Raw genomic sequence first — 16,963 nt, 5'->3', positions numbered from 1 at the left:
GCTCAATTGTACACTGAACCTGAAGCAGAAGGGTGTGGGGAAATCATGAGCAAGCCGCTGGATGTTGCATACATACCAATGCTTGATTATGAAGAGGCTTGGAACCGCCAGAAAGCGATTGTGCAGCGATTGGACGAGGGCGATGGAGCGGAGCAGATGCTGCTTTTACAGCACCCGCCTACGTATACAATCGGTTCACAAAATCATCCGGAGCATCTGCTTCTCAGTCCGGATGAGTTGCGTGAGCAAGGGATTTCTTTGTTTCAAATTGACCGCGGCGGTGATATTACTTATCATGGCCCGGGCCAGTTGGTAGGTTACCCGTTATTGATTCTTGGTCGGGATGAAGACCTGGATCTACACGGTTATTTACGGAAACTTGAGCAGGTACTTATGGATTATCTCGCAGACCAGGGCATCGAAGCTGGACGCAAAGAGGGTTACACGGGTGTGTGGATTGGCGATATGAAGATTGCTGCAATTGGCATCAAGTTTAATCGTTGCAAACACCGCCGCGGTTTTGTGACCAGTCACGGGTTTGCTTTTAACATCAGCTCAGGCATTCAACATGCGGGTTTTCAGGGGATTGTTCCTTGTGGGATTGAGCAGTATGGCGTTACCTCACTGGAGGATATAACGGGCAAGTCCTATGCGGTGGAGCAGGTAGCACGTGAGATTGTTCCGTACTTTAATCGCATTTTTCCATATCAAATCAATTGGATTAGCGAAAAAGAAGCCCTTCAACGTCTGTAAACAGTTCGTCGAAAGGCTTGATGTGGCTATCCGAACAGCAACGGTTCGAGAGCTATGAAAAGGGTGGACCCGATCATGGCGATCAGCATGAGATAGATGATGATTTTGAACCATTTCTTTTTTTGCATGATAAGAGAACTCCTTTCAACATAAGTTAAACAAGCCATAGTAATTGTATTGTACCGTATCCACGAGAGGGAGGAAAGTCCTATGATTAAACAACAACGTGTTATCGATCAGTTCATGGAACTGGTGCAGATTGATAGTGAAACGAAAAATGAACAGAACATCTCGAAGGTGTTAAAAGAACAGTTTACAGATCTCGGTCTTCATGTCTATGAGGATGATACCATGGAGCAAACCGGACATGGCGCCGGAAACATCGTCATTACCTGGGAAGCCGAAGGAACTGAAGGGGTTGCACCGATCTTTTTCACATGTCATATGGACACCGTGACGCCGGGACAGGGAATTAAGCCTGAACTGGGTGAAGATGGCTGGATTCGCAGTGATGGAACAACGATCCTGGGAGCAGATGACAAAGCAGGGATTGCGGCACTGTTCGAAGCGATTCGTGTGATCCAGGAAAACAAGATTCCACATGGTAAAATTCAATTTGTCATTACGGTCGGCGAAGAGTCTGGTCTGGTGGGCGCACGTGCAATGAATCCGAAGGATATCGATGCCGAGTTCGGTTATGCGCTGGATTCTAATGGAGCTGTAGGTACGATCTGTGTTGCTGCACCAGCCAGAGCTGAAATTCAAATGAGCATCTATGGGAAGTCCGCACATGCGGGCGTGAACCCGGAAGACGGGATCAGCGCCATTCAGGTTGCTGCCAAAGCCATTGCAGCGATGAAGCTTGGACGAATTGATGATGAGACAACAGCAAACATTGGTAAATTCCAGGGTGGATCAGCACTCAACGTGGTATGTGACTTTGTACAGATTGAAGCGGAAGCCCGCAGTATTGTGCAGGAGAAAGTGGAATTGCAGGTAGCACAGATGCGTGACGCGCTCGAAACAACATGTCGCAAATACGGTGCAACAGCTGAATTCAGAAGTGAAATCCTTTATCCGGCATTTGGTTTCCATGATGAGCACGAAGTTGTGCAGCTTGCACAGCGTGCCATCCGCAGTATGGGTCTCAAAACTCGTACGTTCGCTTCTGGTGGAGGCAGTGATGCCAACATCTTTAACGGATTTGGTATTCCAACCGCGAATCTGGCGGTAGGGTATGAGGATATTCATACAACCAAAGAACGTATTCGTGCCGAAGATATTGTGAAGTTGTCCCAAGTGGTGGTGGCAATTATTCAGGAAACGGCAGCTGGCAAGAAATAAGATACTGCACATGTTACCTCACATGTTCTTAGACAAAAGTCCGAACCCGGTCTGTGCGGATTCGGACTTTTTGTGAATTCATGTTATATTTCAAGGGAGAAGACTCGTTAATATTGGATGAAACATGTGTCTATGGCTGAATAGATCAATGCCCCATTGATTTGCGTCCAGCGAGCAGATCACTTAATTTGGCATCCGGTCCCCACTCGTGCAACCATTGCTTGAGTATGAGCTGTACTTGCCGGGCTTGTCCTACCACGTGTACGGATTTAGGCGTCAAATAACTGTTCATCAAAATTCCCCCTGATTTGTTTATATTTGCTGTTGCTGTGAGAGTTCTATACGCTCACCATATGCCCAAAATCAGAGATTTATACATTAACCGAATATATAAATTGAGCTAATCCTTTACACAAGAACGGAGAGGACAGAAATAACCAAGAGAAGCGGAGCGTTCGCCTTTATCACCAAATTTTATCTAATAGAGAAAGAAATCAAAAAATCTGGGGATAACAGCGATCGAAGGGTTGTTCTGTCATCGGAGTGGTTAGTGTAAATATTTTTAGTCAATTTATATATAATCCAACGATATGGAGTTGAAGAACGAATGAAATCAAACCAATCTGCCCAATCCATCCATGCACCGCAACCTGCCAATCCGAAGTTGGATGAAGTGACCGTATCCACCAAGCCCATCTTCGAGGGGAAAGTGATTTCACTACAGGTCGATACGGTTAAACTGCCGAACGGTGAGACGGCTACACGTGAGATAATCCGGCACCCAGGAGCAGTAGCTGTACTCGCTCTGAATGGGGATCGCATGCTTGTTGTGGATCAGTATCGTCAGGCAATGGGACGCACCGAAGTGGAGATTCCTGCGGGAAAACTGGACCCGGGAGAAGAGCCAGAAGTTGCTGCAGCACGTGAATTGAGAGAAGAGACGGGATATGTGGCCAAGTCACTGCGTCATTTGCGTTCGTTCTACACGTCACCGGGGTTCGCAGATGAGATCATTCATCTATACATCGCTGAAGAGTTGGAAGCAGGAGACATGGAACTTGACGAAGATGAATTCCTAGAAGTATCCGAGATCACACTGGAGGAAGCCTACGCACTCATGGACGATAATCGGATTAGTGATGCCAAAACGATGATGGCTGTGTACGCGTGGGACCTCTACAGAACGACAGGACGGTTCTAGGCATGCAAGACCAACTGGAAATGTCCACGACGTGGGAGCCCTGTTATACAGACCTGCATATTCACATCGGACGAACCTCTCGCGGTGAGGCCGTGAAAATCAGTGGCAGTCGCGATCTGACATTTGAGAATATTGCTCGGGAAGCATCGGATCGCAAAGGAATTCATTTGCTTGGTGTTATTGATTGTCATTCTCCGGTTGTACAGTTGGATATCGAGCAATTGTTGGAGAGTGGTACCATGTCCGAGATTGAGGGCGGCGGCATTGCCTATCAGGACACCACCATTCTGCTGGGTACAGAGATTGAGCTGCGCGAGCCTGGAATGCGTGAGTTCCATATGTTGGCATATTTCCGTGATCTGAAAACAATGAAGTCCTTCACGGACTGGATGAAACGTTATATGAAAAATGTGAATCTCAGTTCTCAGCGTGTCTATGTGCCCGCTCTAGAGATGCAAGCCGAGATTAAGGCACGTGGTGGGCTTATTGTGCCTGCACATGTATTTACACCGCATAAAGGCATCTATGGTAGTACTGCGCCCCGTATGGGCGATGTACTGGATACCCGTCTCGTGGATGCTGTCGAGTTGGGGTTAAGCTCTGATTCATCCATGGCCAGTTATATTCGGGAGTTGGATCATGTACCGTTTCTGACCAATTCGGATGCTCATTCACTCGGTAAGATTGGACGGGAGTATAACGAACTGCAAGTTGCTTCCCCTTCTTTTGATGAATTCCACATGGCACTTCAAGGAGAAGCCGGCAGGAAAATTGCTGCCAATTATGGACTGAATCCAAGGCTGGGCAAATACCACCGTACTTACTGTGCAGCATGTGGCAGCATAATGGACGAGCAGGCGATGTCAGCAGAGCGTTGTCCGCACTGTGGCAGTCTGAAGCTGGTTCAGGGGGTTCTGGATCGCATTCTGGCAATCTCTGATCGGGAGAGTCCTCATGTTCCTGCAAACAGACCGGCCTATCATTATCAGGTACCACTGGAGTTCATCCCGGGACTTGGCAAAGCCAAACTGCGCCAGCTACTGGACCATTTTGGTACAGAAATGAACGTACTTCATCGCACGCGTGAGGAAGAGCTTGCTGCGGTTGTTGGACCTGTGCTGGCTGGCCTGATTGTGGCTGCACGGAACGGACAACTGGAGCTGTCCTCCGGAGGTGGCGGTACGTACGGAAAGGTTGCTGTTCAGCAAAAAGCTTCGGAGTGACTCGTGTAAATATTCTGTAGTTTAACTCATGTAGCTTTTGCTTTACAGAGGTCCAATCTGGACAAGAAGTCATACAGGTGCATTCCGGTTCATAAGAATGACTATGAGGATGTAACTGAGAATCCTTGCAGCATGATACCGGAAAGGGGACTCGTACCTGTATGCGCTCTTCCTACTTTACATTTAAAGGTCAGACTTCGTTATATGTATTCGTGGCTGTCTTGTTTCTGGTCGGCGTCATTTTTGGCGCGCTCATGGTCAACGCATTGTCTCTTGAGCAACGTCAGGATCTGGAGGGTTATCTCGGCAATTTCTTCATGACCGTGCAGCACAGTGCACAAGTGACTGAGACCGGGGCATATTGGGACATTGCCATGCTCCATCTGAAATGGGTGGGTCTGATCTTTATTCTGGGTTTATCCGTCGTTGGACTGCCCGGTATACTGGTTCTGGATTTTCTGAAAGGTGTGCTCATTGGATTCACGGTAGGGTACCTTGTTGGGCAGTATTCCTGGAAAGGGCTTCTGTTTGCACTGGTGTCCGTGGCACCGCATAATCTATTTGTCATTCCGATCCTGCTGATCTGCAGTGTGGCGGCGATGACGTTCTCGTTATACATCATTCGCAATCGTGTTTTGATGCAGCGAACACCTGGTCGACAAAGGCCTTTTGCTTCATATATAGTGTTAACTTTGGTTATGGCTGCATTGCTGCTCGGCGTGGCATCTTTTGAAACATGGGTTACACCTGCGATGATGCGCTGGGTCACACCAATGTTACTGCCGGCCTAACGTGCACAGTATAGTGTAAAATGTTGACTTTAATTACGCACTCCCCCTATAATGAAAAGAGTGGGTTAAGTTGCAGTGTGCAGTGATTTCCTAGGGGGAGGGAGAAAATGGAAGCACGGATTGATAAAATTAAGCAGCAACTACAGTCCCAAGGATATAAATTAACGCCCCAGCGGGAAGCCACCTTAAGAGTACTTCTTGAGAATGAAGAAGATCATCTGAGCGCAGAAGATGTATTCATGCTCGTTAAAGAAAAGGCTCCCGAAATCGGTCTGGCAACCGTGTACCGTACCCTCGAACTGCTGAGTGAGCTGCATGTTGTAGAGAAAATCAACTTCGGCGACGGTGTAGCGCGTTATGATCTGCGCGGAGATACATCCAAGCATCACCATCATCACTTAATCTGTGTTCAATGCGGAAGTATGGATGAAATACGTGAAGACTGGCTTGGACCGCTTGAAGAGCGTTTGGAGCGGGAATTCAACTTTTCGGTAGTAGATCACCGACTGGATTTTCATGGGATTTGTTATCGTTGCAAAGCTAAAAATGAACAGAAACCCAAAGATGAAGAATAACATAGCATATCTTCAAGCTCTCACCGGCGGTTTTGACGGGAGAGCTTTTTTGGCACCGGACATGATCTGGAGTTTCCCCCGAATGGCATAAACCTGTGTTTATGGACATACCCTGATTCAAGGACAATAACGGATTCGAATCAGGAGGGGACACGCCCATGATTATATCAATGCGGAGAGGGCTCCGTTTTATTCGATTTATTATAGTTTTTGCTGCATTAGTTTATCTGTTCTATCATGTTCTGGATCTGTTTAATGGCTGGATCTCACCTGTGGATCAATATCAGATGCCGACTGGCAATGCAATCAAAGTATTTCAGGAAACGGATTGGCCGGGTAATGGAGAAGGACGTCCTACGATGGCAGAGCGTCTCCGTTTGTTCTATTGGTACGGGGAGTAGCTTCAAACAGCCAGGGATGCAAATACGGGAGCAGTCTGCCAGAGCGGCAGATCTGTCAGTTGAGGAGCGTTGTACATGAAACAGACGATACACGCCTATGCCTTATACTTGGAAGATGATAAAGGGATGTCGAGCAGCACGCTTGAATCGTATCTCCGAGACGTGGACAAGTTCATTGAATTTGCAGATAAGGAATATGGCATACGCGAAGCCGATCAGGTCAGACGCACACATGTCGTCCTGTTTGCAGGTCAGCTCAAACAGGCAGGACGTGCCAATGCAACCATTGCCCGCAGCATCGTATCTCTGCGCTCCTACTTTCATTTTTTGATGCGGCGGGGTGATATTATACAGGACCCTACGTTTGATGTGGAAGCTCCCAAGGCGGACAAGACGCCACCACAGGTGTTAAGTATCCAGGAGATCGAACAACTGCTGACAGCGCCTGATATTCGTTCACCGCAGGGTGTGAGAGATCGAGCGATGCTTGAACTGTTATATGCCACAGGCATTAGGGTCTCGGAACTGATTGCCCTTGACATTCGGGATGTACAGCCAGGCATGCGTTTTATACGATGCGGTGGGGCGGGCAAGGAACGCATACTTCCCATCGGTGCACCAGCAGCACATTGGGCAAGTGTATATGTGGAGGAATTCCGCAATAAGTTGCTCAAAACCGATTCGGACGAGCAGGCACTATTCGTGAATGTATCTGGGAGGCGTTTAACCCGGCAGGGCTTCTGGAAGCTGCTCAAAAAAGCGGCGGTGGACGCAGGGATCTCGGAAGAAATTACGCCGCATACACTGCGTCATTCGTTTGCAGCACACCTGATTGCCAATGGGGCGGATACACGTGCGGTTCAAGACATGTTGGGGCACGTGGAGCAGCCTGGACAACAATATGGCAATCATGGACGCAAAACCATGAAAGAAATCTATGAAACCCATCATCCGAGGGCAAGATAGATTTTGACGCATGGCATTCACAAATAAGGGCGGAACATTGGGCCGATTTAGGATAAAATAAATTGAATACATCCAAACGCCGTTATACATAAGACGGATCGTTTCAACTCAAGGAGGAACATACATCGTATGACAGCATTAAACCAACAAATGATTTCGGAAGCAGCATCTTATATTCAAAGCAAAAGCTCCATCAAGCCGGAAGTCGGTTTGATTTTGGGTTCGGGTCTTGGTGTACTTGCAGAATTGATTGAAGATGGCGTAAGTATCGCTTATCAGGATATTCCTCATTTTCCAGTGTCCACAGTAGAAGGACATGAAGGTGAACTATTGGTTGGAACCATTAAAGGTCGTCCAGTCGTAATGATGAAAGGCCGTTTCCACATGTACGAAGGATATGGTCCGGAATTGACAGCTTTCCCGGTACGGGTTATGAAAGAACTGGGTGTAAGCGGCCTGCTTGTAACCAATGCTGCGGGCGGCGTGAATACGTCGTATGAAGCTGGAGACTTGATGCTGATCTCTGATCACTTAAATCTCACAGGCAAAAATCCACTGATCGGACCAAATGACGCTGCACTGGGCGTGCGTTTCCCTGATCTGTCCGAAGCATATAGCCGCCGTTTGCGTGCGCTGGCGAAGGATACGGCCGCTTCACAAGGTTTTAACGTACGTGAAGGGGTATACGCAGGTATGCTCGGTCCGAACTACGAGACACCGGCAGAGATCAGAATGCTGCGTACATTGGGCGCAGACGCAGTGGGCATGTCCACTGTTTCTGAAGTGATCGTGGCACGCCACGCAGGTCTGGAAGTACTCGGTATTTCCTGTATCAGCAACATGGCTGCCGGAATTCTGGACCAGCCGCTGTCACATGATGAGGTGATGGAAACGACGGAACGTGTTCGTGAGTCGTTCCTGGCGCTGGTATTGGCGGTTATTCCACAAATGTAAGCAAGATTTGAGTAGATAGGGTTACCTCTTTGGATGAGAAATCATCGGGGGTAACCTTTTTTTGTTGTGATAAACGTACGGTTACTCATTCGTTGAATGCAGTGCGTTTTTTTGCTTTGACCACATTTTCAATAAAAGTTCGGGAAATCATGCTTTACATGGAATAATTTACTGGAAACGGGCCGACAATGATTAGCAGTACATGCATGGAACATGCAGTAAGCAAGTCATTTGAGGAGGTAACCTTGTGAAGAAAAGAATAATGGCATCGTTCATGACCCTTTGTATTCTGCTGTCCCTTATGGCATCAACAGCATTGGCTGAAGAAAAACCGAAGGCAGCGGGAGGAACTGATCTGGCCCCGTCGGCGCGCTCTGCGATCTTAATGGATGCAGATACGGGAACGGTCATTTATGAGAAAAACAGTCATGATCAGCTGCCTCCGGCGAGCATTACGAAAATTATGACAATGCTGCTTACGATCGAAGCGATCGACTCGGGCAAACTGAAGCTGACGGACAAAGTAAGAACGAGCGAATATGCAGCTTCCATGGGCGGTTCGCAGATCTTTCTGGAGCCTGGGGAAGAAATGACGGTCGATGATATGTTAAAAGGGATTGCCATGGCATCAGGCAATGATGCCTCGGTAGCGATGGCTGAGAAGATCGCTGGCTCAGAAGAAGCCTTTGTACAGCTGATGAATGAGCGTGCGAAGGAGCTTGGCATGAAGGATACTCATTTTGCCAACTGTAACGGCCTGCCGGTCGATAATCATTATTCGTCTGCCCATGACATTGCCGTCATGAGCCGTGAACTGCTGAAGCATTCCGGGATTACGAAGTACACTGGTGCATATCAGGATTATCTTCGCAAAGATTCGGAAAAGCCATTTTGGCTAGTGAACACAAACAAGCTGGTTCGTTTTTATGAAGGGGCAGACGGTTTGAAAACAGGTTATACCTCCGAAGCGAAATTCTGCTTGTCTGCAACAGCGTCCAAGGATGGACTGCGTGTCGTTTCCGTGGTACTCGGTGAACCAAATACCAAAACACGGAACAGCGAAGTATCTTCGATGTTTGACTATGCGTTCAGTCAATATACGATGAAGGCGCTCTACAAGGCAGGGGATCTGCTGGGCAGTCTGAAAATTGAAAAAGGTGAAGTTGCCGAATTGCCTCTGAATGCCACGCAAAATTATAGTGTGCTGATGCGCAAAGGAGCCAAATCCAATGACATCCGGCATGAATTGCTGGTCGCCAAAGAATTGAAAGCTCCGATCAAGGCTGGGCAAAGTATAGGTAAACTGGTGGTTTACCAGGGCAACGACGTCATTAAGGAGTTCGACATTCAGGCTCCGCAGGATGTGAATAAGGCTGGCTGGTGGAAGCTGTTCAAGCGGACAACGTCCAATCTGTTTGACTAAACGGCGATTTCTGCGAGTTGCACGCATCCTTCGAACATATTTTGTAGTTAAATAGGGGTTTTCTTCTAGTTTTGTCGGGGGGCAGGAAAAGCCTTCGGAAGCGTAGAAATCCTTGTTCTAAGACAGGGAGGAGAGTGAGCAAACGTGAACTTGCATGTGGAAATGGAACACCATCGCGGGATTCTGATTGTACGATTATCCGGGGAGCTGGATCACCATACAGCTGACATGGTACGGATGCAAATGGATGAAGCTATCCAGCGGAGACAAAGCGAGCATCTCGTACTCAGCCTGAAAGATCTGCAATTTATGGACAGTTCGGGTCTGGGTGTCATTTTGGGAAGATACAAGCTCATTAAGAATAAAGGTGGCAAGATGGTGGTCTGTGACGTCAATTCGCCAGTGTACCGCTTGCTGGAAATGTCGGGTCTGTTCAAGATTATGCCGATATACGAAAATGAGGGAACTGCTCTCTCAGGTCTGGAGGTCGTCTCATGAATGAAGGAACAGGGACAAATTTCATGAATCTGCAATTCGCGGCCAAGTCAGAGAATGAGTCGTTTGCACGGGTAACCGTTGCTGCGTTTATCTCCCAGCTTGATCCAACGATGGACGAGCTCAGTGACCTGAAGACGGTCATTTCGGAAGCCGTGACCAACAGCATCATCCATGGATACAACAATAACTCCGAGGGTGTTGTGTCCATCCAGGCCGAGATTCGGGAAGACATGATCACAATTATTGTGGAAGACCGCGGTGAAGGAATCGAAGATCTTGAACTGGCCAAGCAGCCGCTATATACGTCCAAACCCGAACTTGAGCGGTCGGGCATGGGCTTCACCATTATGGAAAACTTTATGGATGAATTCGAAGTCAGCAGTGAGCCCGGCAGAGGCACCTCCATCAAGATGAAAAAAAGGATTGAATCCAAGAAAGCATTGTATAATTAGGGGTTGGTGTTCTTATGGATGCTGAAGTGAAACCATCTTCACAGACCTATTTGGACGATGCCGAGGTCAAACGGCTGATTGCGCTCAGTCAGTCGGGTGACCATGTCTCACGGGATACGCTGGTGAACTGCAACATCAGACTCGTCTGGTCCGTCGTACAGCGTTTTATGAACAGGGGATATGATCCGGAAGATCTGTTCCAGATTGGTTGTATCGGTCTGCTCAAGTCAGTGGACAAATTCGATCTCAGTTATGACGTGAAGTTCTCAACCTACGCGGTACCGATGATCATCGGAGAAATCCAGCGATTCCTGCGGGATGACGGTACCTTGAAGGTCAGTCGTTCACTGAAAGAGATGGCGAATAAAGTCCGCAAAAAAAGGGACGAACTGTCCAAACATCTGGATCGTTTGCCAACGATTAAGGAAGTTGCCGCAGAGCTGGGGGTAACCCCGGAGGAAGTCGTATTTGCCCAGGAAGCGAACAAACCACCGACCTCCATCCATGAGACGGTATTCGAGAATGACGGTGATCCTATTACGTTAATGGATCAGATTGCCGACGAGTCTCAGGAACGTTGGTTTGACAAGCTGGCCCTGAACGAAGCCATCGGTGGTCTCAGTGAGCGGGAGCGGTTAATCGTTTATCTTCGGTATTACCGGGATCAGACCCAATCCGAGGTTGCCAGCAGGCTGGGAATATCTCAGGTGCAAGTATCACGTCTGGAGAAAAAAATACTGCAATCCATCCGCGACCAGATCGCGCAGTGATTCTGGGATTGCAACAACAATATTGGCGCTTATGCACCAATATACGACAACTAACAACCTTCTATCGCGCATTATGGCGAGGGAGGTTATTTGTTGTTAGAGAAACAAAGCGAATATCCCCACTTTTAATTCCCTTCCTGCCTACTCCCCCAGCATATTTATTTCAAACGTTTGGAAATGGGAGGACGATGGGTAGCGGAGGAATGGAATCGGTCAAAAGGAGCGAAGCGTGAGGGTTCACCTAAGGATACATAAGCAACGCAGGCGGCAGATTAGACCTGAAGAAGCGAAGCGTGCGCCTTTGTCTCCGAATTTCACACAGTTGTATTCTAAGACGCATGCAGAAGACAACTTCAAGAGTCATGAAATTCTGAGCAAAATCCCCCCAAAAAAGTCCTTCTTTTAATTCCCTTCCTGCCCACATCCCAGCATATTTATTATAAACGTTTGGAAACGGGAGGACGATGGGTAGCGGAGGGATGGAATCGGTCAAAAGGAGCGTAGCGTTCGCCTTTAGCACCGGATTTCCTCCTTGAAAAGAAGAGTTCAAGAAATCCGGGGATAACAGCGACCAGTGACCGATCCATCCCGCAGCGTCAACTCAGCCTTCCACCTTTTTTCCAACCAATTTGTAATAAATTTGCACATTCTTCAAATACTAACCTAAATTACGCAGTAAAGGAGTGCTTTGGATGTCCCAGACACCCACTCCAATGGTCTATATTCGTCTGCGCAGCCGTATTCGCATCCAGAGGGGCAGAGCAGTCAAGCTTGGAGACATTGCACATGTACTGACCTCTTCTGAAGACCAGGAGGGCAGGCTACTGGAGCTTGAACTGCTGCGCCCTGGACCGGAGGATGGCAATCTGATCCTCATTGATATATTGCAGATTATTCCCCGAATTCGGCACATCTTGCCGGAGGTAAGTGTGGAACTGATGGGATCAGGTCATACGTTGGTTGAAGTCATTGCGGGAAATGGTCAACCTTCCAAGTCCCTGTTCATTCTGGTTTGGCTACTGCTGTTCTTTGGATCAGCCTTAACCATCATGAATTTTCATGCCGATGTGAACATGCAGGAAGTACAGATTCGAATTGTGGAGATGCTTACTGGGCATCGGGACGAACATCCCTATTTGTTCCAAGTGGCGTATTCCATTGGCATTGGATTCGGAATGGCCGTATTTTTTAATCATTTGTTCAAGAAAAAGTGGAATGAGGAACCTACCCCGCTAGAAGTGGAGATGTTTCTATACCAGCAAAATGTAGATAAATATGTGGTGATTGAAGAGAGCGAACGGATGCATGAGCAGGAACGCAGGGAGATGAATGCGGATGAGCGTTCTTAATGGAGCAATCAGCATTGTATTGGGTATTGCAGGGGGAATTGCCGTAGGGAGCGGCGTAATTGCGCTCATTCTGGTGCTCGATATGATCCCAAGGTTGGCTCAACTTACGCAATCGTATGACAAGACTCACTGGTACGAAGGGGCGCTAATAGGTGGTTCACTGCTCGGGACGGTAGCGGACTTCTGGCACTGGAAAATGCATGGGGTGCTGCTGCTCAGCCCAATCGTTGGTTTGTTCTGTGGCGTGTTCATCGGACTGCTGGCCGCGGCGCTCACTGAGGTACTCAATGTACTGCCCGTACTAGCCAAACGATTGGGCATGAAACCTTATTTGTTTGGATTACTGCTCGCCATGATTTTGGGCAAAATGACAGGTTCCCTGTTTGATTTTTTTATATATCAGCGGTAACTCGTGGCCATAGGAGGATGGAAGATGGATGAACGAACGGAGCACACAGGCCAGGAAAATAGTGAAGGTATAACGGAAGAGATGTTACAAAAGTCTGCTTATGAGATTCAGAAGGAAGAAGAGGAGAAAGCGTACAATAAGAAAAAACAAAATGAGATGTCCGACAGCATTGAGGAATCCGTACAATATTGGCAGGAAAACGATGATATCTCCCCACGCATGAGTGAGAACAAATATACGCTGCAACAGGTACTGGGGCTTGGAGAATCGTTCGATGTTAATATGAGGGAAATGGTCCTGGGTGGCAAGCATGTTGGATTGCTGATGATTACCGGTTTTGCCAAGGATGAGATTTTACTTGAAGTGTTGAAAAGACTGACCTATCTCACGCCAGATGACGTGTCCGGACATGCTCTCAAATCCTATTTTGAATGTTACATTCCCCATATTCAGGTGGAAAAAGTCGACAAGATGAGTGCGGTCATCAACAAGGTTCTTACCGGGATGAGCGCAATGTTCGTTGAGGGGGACCGCTCGGTCTTAATTATGGATACCCGGAGTTATCCGGTACGTTCACCCGAAGAGCCTTCATTGGAAAGGGTAGTCCGAGGTTCCAGAGACGGCTTTACCGAAACACTCCTGACCAATGTAACCCTGGTGCGCCGCAGAATACGCGACCCAGGACTGAAATTCGAAATTATGCAGGTGGGGCGGAGAACACAAACCGATGTCTGTGTGGTGTATATTGACGATATTGTGGATAAAGTGCAGGTAGATTCCGTTCGTGAAAAAATACAGCGAGTGGATATCGATGGTATTCCCGCAGCCGACAAGCAGCTAGAGGAAGCGATTATCAACAAGGGTTGGAACCCATTCCCGCTCGTTCGTTACTCGGAACGGCCGGATGTTACAGCCTCCCATTTGCTGGAAGGGCGAGTTGTCATTTTCGTAGACACTTCCCCCAGTGTGATGATTCTGCCTACGACCTTCTTCGACCTGTGTGAGCATGCGGAGGAAAACAGACAGACGGCATTGATGGGAACGTATTTACGATGGGTGCGTTTTGCAGGGATTCTCATCTCGCTGTTTTTGCTACCGTTATGGCTTCTCATGGTAATTGATCCTTCGATTAAACCGATGGGACTTGACTTCATTGGTCCGCAGGAAAATGTAAAGCTGCCGATTATTCTGCAATTTCTCCTGATTGAACTTGGCGTCGATTTATTACGGATGGCGGCGGTTCATACGCCTACACCTCTGGCATCGGCGATGGGCTTGATCGCGGCAATTCTAGTCGGGGATATCGCCGTCAAAACAGGATATTTTGTCAATGAAGTTGTACTCTATATGGCTATCGCAGCCATCGGAATGTTTGCCACACCGAGTTACGAGCTTGGACTTGCCAACAGGCTAGTCAGGTTGGTTCTGTTAATTGCTGTTGCGATATTCAAGGTTCCGGGATTGGTCGTGGGCTGTACCTTGCTCATATTGGCGCTTACCGTTCACCGGTCGTACAATTCTTCGTATCTCTGGCCTTTTATACCGTTTAATGCAAAGGCCCTGGGCAATTTTTTATTTCGGCTTCCGTTGCTGGAAAATAAAAAACGTCCATCATTTAATAAAACCCGTGACAACACCAAAATGTCCGATGATCCGGACGGGGAACTGCGAAAAAGTAAAAAACACAAATGATCTTCCGAAAAATCCATTCATCTCGCTGCCTAATTTGATATACTGGTGTAAAATCATTGGAATATCAATTGTTCCAGTATATAAAAAGTGAGGAATGCAGATTATGTATTTACATGGTACAAGTAAAATAAATGCGCAAGGACATCTGGAGATTGGCGGAGTTGATGCAACAGATCTGAAAGAACAATTTGGAACTCCCCTGTACGTTGTGGACGAGCAATTGGTTCGCGAGCGTTGCAGAGAGTACATGGAAGCATTCCGTGCTTCCGGACTGGGCTTCCAGGTTGCTTACGCAAGTAAAGCATTCTGTGTAATGGCGATGTGTGCCCTTGCAGCAGAAGAAGGACTTTCCCTGGATGTTGTATCTGATGGTGAACTGTTTACTGCACTGCAAGCAGGATTCCCGGCTGAGCGCATTCACTTCCACGGTAACAACAAAACGTTGGAAGAGATCGAAATGGCTCTTGATGCGGAGATCGGATGTTTTGTTGTTGATAACTTCAATGAATTGCATCTGTTGCAGGCTGTAGCAGCGGACAAAAATCGTAAAGTGAACATTTTGCTTCGTGTGACGCCTGGTGTTGAGGCACATACGCATGAATATATTTCCACAGGTCAAACGGATTCCAAATTTGGATTTGATATCGGTAATGGTACAGCATATGAAGCGATTGACTTGGCTTCCAAGCAGTCTAACCTGGTATTGCTCGGTGTGCATTCCCACATCGGTTCCCAGATCTTCGAAGTTGAAGGCTTCCAGATGGCGGTTCAACGTGTTGCCGAATTTGCAGCAAGTGTATATGAGCGTCTTAATGTTGCTTTCAAAGTGGTTAACCTGGGTGGTGGATTCGGAATCCGTTATATCGATGGAGATACTCCACTTGAAGTTGCACAATACGTGAAGGCTATTACAGACGCCGTTAAAAATCATTTTGCTCAAATCGGCTATGCCGTACCTGAGATCTGGGTTGAGCCAGGCCGCAGCATCGTGGGTGAAGCGGGAACAACACTGTATACCGTTGGAACTAGCAAAGACATTCCAGGCGTGCGTAAATACGTTGCCGTTGATGGTGGTATGACTGATAACCCACGTCCTGCTTTGTATGAATCCAAGTATGAAGCTGTGCTTGCCAATCGTGCGAATGAGGCTGCTCAGGAAACAGTATCCGTTGCGGGTAAATGTTGCGAGAGTGGCGATATGTTGATCTGGGATCTGGACCTGCCAAAAGTGGAAAGTGGCGACCTACTCGCTGTAGCTTGCACAGGTGCATATAACTACTCCATGGCGAGCAACTACAACCGGATTCGTCGTCCGGCCGTTGTATTTGTCAAAGACGGTCAAGGAGATGTCGTGGTACGCCGTGAGACGTATCAGGATATAATCCAGAATGACCTGGTACCAGCGCGTATTGGCAAACAGCCAGTTACTCGCTAATTCGTCAAAAGATAATGCGGTTCTGCATTATTCAAGATATAGGGATTTTGCAGTTGAAGCAGATGAAAAGGGACCTTCCTTTTTCGTCTGCTTTTTGCGTATTTGAACTAAATCATGAAAAAAGTTGCCGTTTTTTTTGCGATCCAGACATTTTCGGTGTACACTAAGAAAAGTGCTGTAATGCTTGGCCCAGGGTCATGCGTTCTGGCACCATTAACGATGGTCAATACGAAAGGAGTCATTTACATATGGCGAAACAAGCGAAAATTAAATTGGCAAACGGCGGAGAAGTTTTGATCGATCTGTTCGATCAAGAAGCTCCAAACACAGTAGCAAACTTTGAGAAACTGGCTAACTCCGGTTTCTACAATGGTCTTACATTCCACCGTGTTATCCCGGGCTTTGTAGCTCAAGGCGGATGCCCTAACGGTTCCGGTGCAGGTGGCCCAGGTTACACAATCAACTGTGAAATTAACCCCAACAAACATGAGCGCGGAACACTTGCTATGGCACATGCTGGCCGTAACACAGGTGGAAGCCAGTTCTACATCTGCTACCAACCTCAACCACATTTGGATGGACAACATACTGTATTTGGTAAAGTAACTAAAGGTATGGAATTCGTGGACGCTTTAGAAGGTAAAGACAAAATGGAAACTGTTGAAGTTGTAGAAGCTTAATACCTTCACCTTAACTGGATCCAAACATGAAGTGCTTCTTTTATAGA

General features: G+C 47.5%; 20 protein-coding genes. 18 read left to right on the top strand and 2 right to left on the bottom strand.

Going from position 1 to position 16,963, the window contains the following annotated elements:
• The first annotated feature begins 45 nt into the window (after positions 1-45).
• Complete coding sequence (lipB, locus tag MKY92_RS19365; RefSeq protein ID WP_339297331.1) at positions 46-753, top strand: lipoyl(octanoyl) transferase LipB; 708 nt, start codon at positions 46-48, stop codon at positions 751-753.
• 26 nt (positions 754-779) lie between these two features.
• Here lipB and prli42 read toward each other — a convergent pair whose 3' ends face one another.
• Positions 780-881: a stressosome-associated protein Prli42 gene (gene prli42, locus MKY92_RS19360; protein ID WP_017687624.1), complete on the bottom strand. Its 102-nt coding sequence runs from the start codon at positions 879-881 to the stop codon at positions 780-782.
• 82 nt (positions 882-963) lie between these two features.
• Between prli42 and MKY92_RS19355 the strand changes: the two genes are divergently transcribed.
• Positions 964-2,097: a tripeptidase T gene (locus MKY92_RS19355; RefSeq protein WP_339297330.1), complete on the top strand. Its 1,134-nt coding sequence runs from the start codon at positions 964-966 to the stop codon at positions 2,095-2,097.
• Positions 2,098-2,242: 145 nt separating this feature from the next.
• On the opposite strand, the gene mciZ is transcribed toward MKY92_RS19355, so the two are convergent.
• On the bottom strand, positions 2,243-2,389 hold the full coding sequence (gene mciZ / locus MKY92_RS19350) for a Z-ring formation inhibitor MciZ (RefSeq protein ID WP_253438738.1): 147 nt from the start codon (positions 2,387-2,389) through the stop codon (positions 2,243-2,245).
• Between the two features lie 315 nt (positions 2,390-2,704).
• On the opposite strand from mciZ, the gene MKY92_RS19345 reads away from it, so the two are divergent.
• The 16 genes from MKY92_RS19345 (at position 2,705) to MKY92_RS19270 (ending at position 16,916) form a co-directional block, all read left to right on the top strand.
• Positions 2,705-3,298: an NUDIX hydrolase gene (locus tag MKY92_RS19345; protein WP_339297329.1), complete on the top strand. Its 594-nt coding sequence runs from the start codon at positions 2,705-2,707 to the stop codon at positions 3,296-3,298.
• Between the two features lie 2 nt (positions 3,299-3,300).
• Positions 3,301-4,521, top strand: a complete 1,221-nt coding sequence (locus MKY92_RS19340; RefSeq protein WP_339297328.1) for an endonuclease Q family protein — start codon at positions 3,301-3,303, stop codon at positions 4,519-4,521.
• A gap of 161 nt (positions 4,522-4,682) precedes the next feature.
• Positions 4,683-5,312 carry a stage II sporulation protein M gene (spoIIM, locus tag MKY92_RS19335; protein ID WP_017687629.1) on the top strand — a complete coding sequence of 210 codons (630 nt, stop codon included), beginning with the start codon at positions 4,683-4,685 and terminating at the stop codon, positions 5,310-5,312.
• Positions 5,313-5,419: 107 nt separating this feature from the next.
• On the top strand, positions 5,420-5,887 hold the full coding sequence (locus tag MKY92_RS19330) for a Fur family transcriptional regulator (RefSeq protein WP_036607866.1): 468 nt from the start codon (positions 5,420-5,422) through the stop codon (positions 5,885-5,887).
• Positions 5,888-6,045: 158 nt separating this feature from the next.
• Positions 6,046-6,288, top strand: coding sequence for a DUF4227 family protein (locus tag MKY92_RS19325; RefSeq protein WP_339297327.1), 243 nt, complete (start codon positions 6,046-6,048; stop codon positions 6,286-6,288).
• A 75-nt stretch (positions 6,289-6,363) separates the two neighbouring features.
• Entirely contained in the window at positions 6,364-7,254 is an 891-nt protein-coding gene (locus MKY92_RS19320; protein WP_105599514.1) for a tyrosine recombinase, read from the top strand.
• Between the two features lie 129 nt (positions 7,255-7,383).
• On the top strand, positions 7,384-8,208 hold the full coding sequence (locus MKY92_RS19315; RefSeq protein ID WP_339297326.1) for a purine-nucleoside phosphorylase: 825 nt from the start codon (positions 7,384-7,386) through the stop codon (positions 8,206-8,208).
• Positions 8,209-8,509: 301 nt separating this feature from the next.
• Entirely contained in the window at positions 8,510-9,631 is a 1,122-nt protein-coding gene (locus MKY92_RS19310) for a D-alanyl-D-alanine carboxypeptidase family protein (protein ID WP_339301847.1), read from the top strand.
• A 144-nt stretch (positions 9,632-9,775) separates the two neighbouring features.
• Positions 9,776-10,129, top strand: a complete 354-nt coding sequence (gene spoIIAA / locus MKY92_RS19305) for an anti-sigma F factor antagonist (RefSeq protein WP_017687636.1) — start codon at positions 9,776-9,778, stop codon at positions 10,127-10,129.
• Positions 10,126-10,581 (top strand): anti-sigma F factor, encoded by a 456-nt coding sequence (gene spoIIAB, locus MKY92_RS19300; RefSeq protein WP_036672324.1) that lies wholly within the window; start codon positions 10,126-10,128, stop codon positions 10,579-10,581. The genes spoIIAA and spoIIAB overlap by 4 nt, the downstream gene beginning before the upstream one ends.
• Before the next feature lie 14 nt (positions 10,582-10,595).
• On the top strand, positions 10,596-11,351 hold the full coding sequence (sigF, locus tag MKY92_RS19295; RefSeq protein WP_036607856.1) for an RNA polymerase sporulation sigma factor SigF: 756 nt from the start codon (positions 10,596-10,598) through the stop codon (positions 11,349-11,351).
• A 692-nt stretch (positions 11,352-12,043) separates the two neighbouring features.
• The gene (locus tag MKY92_RS19290; protein ID WP_339297325.1) at positions 12,044-12,700 is read left to right on the top strand and encodes a stage V sporulation protein AA; all 657 of its coding nucleotides are present in this window, start codon (positions 12,044-12,046) and stop codon (positions 12,698-12,700) included.
• A complete protein-coding gene (locus tag MKY92_RS19285; RefSeq protein ID WP_026080996.1) occupies positions 12,681-13,109 on the top strand; it encodes a stage V sporulation protein AB in 429 nt (142 codons plus the stop codon). Before MKY92_RS19290 ends, MKY92_RS19285 begins: the two co-directional genes overlap by 20 nt.
• Positions 13,110-13,133: 24 nt before the next feature.
• The gene (locus tag MKY92_RS19280) at positions 13,134-14,801 is read left to right on the top strand and encodes a spore germination protein (protein ID WP_339297324.1); all 1,668 of its coding nucleotides are present in this window, start codon (positions 13,134-13,136) and stop codon (positions 14,799-14,801) included.
• A gap of 103 nt (positions 14,802-14,904) precedes the next feature.
• A complete protein-coding gene (gene lysA / locus MKY92_RS19275) occupies positions 14,905-16,236 on the top strand; it encodes a diaminopimelate decarboxylase (RefSeq protein ID WP_339301846.1) in 1,332 nt (443 codons plus the stop codon).
• A gap of 248 nt (positions 16,237-16,484) precedes the next feature.
• Positions 16,485-16,916 (top strand): peptidylprolyl isomerase, encoded by a 432-nt coding sequence (locus MKY92_RS19270; RefSeq protein WP_017687646.1) that lies wholly within the window; start codon positions 16,485-16,487, stop codon positions 16,914-16,916.
• The last annotated feature ends 47 nt before the right edge of the window (positions 16,917-16,963 follow it).

It is taken from the genome of Paenibacillus sp. FSL R5-0623, assembly GCF_037974265.1.
GTDB lineage: Bacteria > Bacillota > Bacilli > Paenibacillales > Paenibacillaceae > Paenibacillus.
Note: the sequence above shows the minus strand (reverse complement) of the source record. Positions and strands in the feature narration are given on the sequence as shown.

What these genes read in the sequence shown, in the direction of transcription:
- MKY92_RS19280 (WP_339297324.1), top strand. Translation starts at nt 13,134, where the DNA reads ATGGATGAACGAACGGAGCACACAGGCCAGGAAAATAGTGAAGGTATA.
- MKY92_RS19270 (WP_017687646.1), top strand. Translation starts at nt 16,485, where the DNA reads ATGGCGAAACAAGCGAAAATTAAATTGGCAAACGGCGGAGAAGTTTTG.
- lysA (WP_339301846.1), top strand. Translation starts at nt 14,905, where the DNA reads ATGTATTTACATGGTACAAGTAAAATAAATGCGCAAGGACATCTGGAG.
- spoIIAB (WP_036672324.1), top strand. Translation starts at nt 10,126, where the DNA reads ATGAATGAAGGAACAGGGACAAATTTCATGAATCTGCAATTCGCGGCC.
- MKY92_RS19345 (WP_339297329.1), top strand. Translation starts at nt 2,705, where the DNA reads ATGAAATCAAACCAATCTGCCCAATCCATCCATGCACCGCAACCTGCC.
- sigF (WP_036607856.1), top strand. Translation starts at nt 10,596, where the DNA reads ATGGATGCTGAAGTGAAACCATCTTCACAGACCTATTTGGACGATGCC.
- lipB (WP_339297331.1), top strand. Translation starts at nt 46, where the DNA reads ATGAGCAAGCCGCTGGATGTTGCATACATACCAATGCTTGATTATGAA.
- spoIIM (WP_017687629.1), top strand. Translation starts at nt 4,683, where the DNA reads ATGCGCTCTTCCTACTTTACATTTAAAGGTCAGACTTCGTTATATGTA.
- MKY92_RS19325 (WP_339297327.1), top strand. Translation starts at nt 6,046, where the DNA reads ATGATTATATCAATGCGGAGAGGGCTCCGTTTTATTCGATTTATTATA.
- MKY92_RS19330 (WP_036607866.1), top strand. Translation starts at nt 5,420, where the DNA reads ATGGAAGCACGGATTGATAAAATTAAGCAGCAACTACAGTCCCAAGGA.
- MKY92_RS19320 (WP_105599514.1), top strand. Translation starts at nt 6,364, where the DNA reads ATGAAACAGACGATACACGCCTATGCCTTATACTTGGAAGATGATAAA.
- MKY92_RS19340 (WP_339297328.1), top strand. Translation starts at nt 3,301, where the DNA reads ATGCAAGACCAACTGGAAATGTCCACGACGTGGGAGCCCTGTTATACA.
- MKY92_RS19355 (WP_339297330.1), top strand. Translation starts at nt 964, where the DNA reads ATGATTAAACAACAACGTGTTATCGATCAGTTCATGGAACTGGTGCAG.
- MKY92_RS19290 (WP_339297325.1), top strand. Translation starts at nt 12,044, where the DNA reads ATGTCCCAGACACCCACTCCAATGGTCTATATTCGTCTGCGCAGCCGT.
- MKY92_RS19310 (WP_339301847.1), top strand. Translation starts at nt 8,510, where the DNA reads ATGGCATCAACAGCATTGGCTGAAGAAAAACCGAAGGCAGCGGGAGGA.
- MKY92_RS19315 (WP_339297326.1), top strand. Translation starts at nt 7,384, where the DNA reads ATGACAGCATTAAACCAACAAATGATTTCGGAAGCAGCATCTTATATT.
- prli42 (WP_017687624.1), bottom strand. Translation starts at nt 881, where the DNA reads ATGCAAAAAAAGAAATGGTTCAAAATCATCATCTATCTCATGCTGATC.
- MKY92_RS19285 (WP_026080996.1), top strand. Translation starts at nt 12,681, where the DNA reads ATGCGGATGAGCGTTCTTAATGGAGCAATCAGCATTGTATTGGGTATT.
- mciZ (WP_253438738.1), bottom strand. Translation starts at nt 2,389, where the DNA reads ATGAACAGTTATTTGACGCCTAAATCCGTACACGTGGTAGGACAAGCC.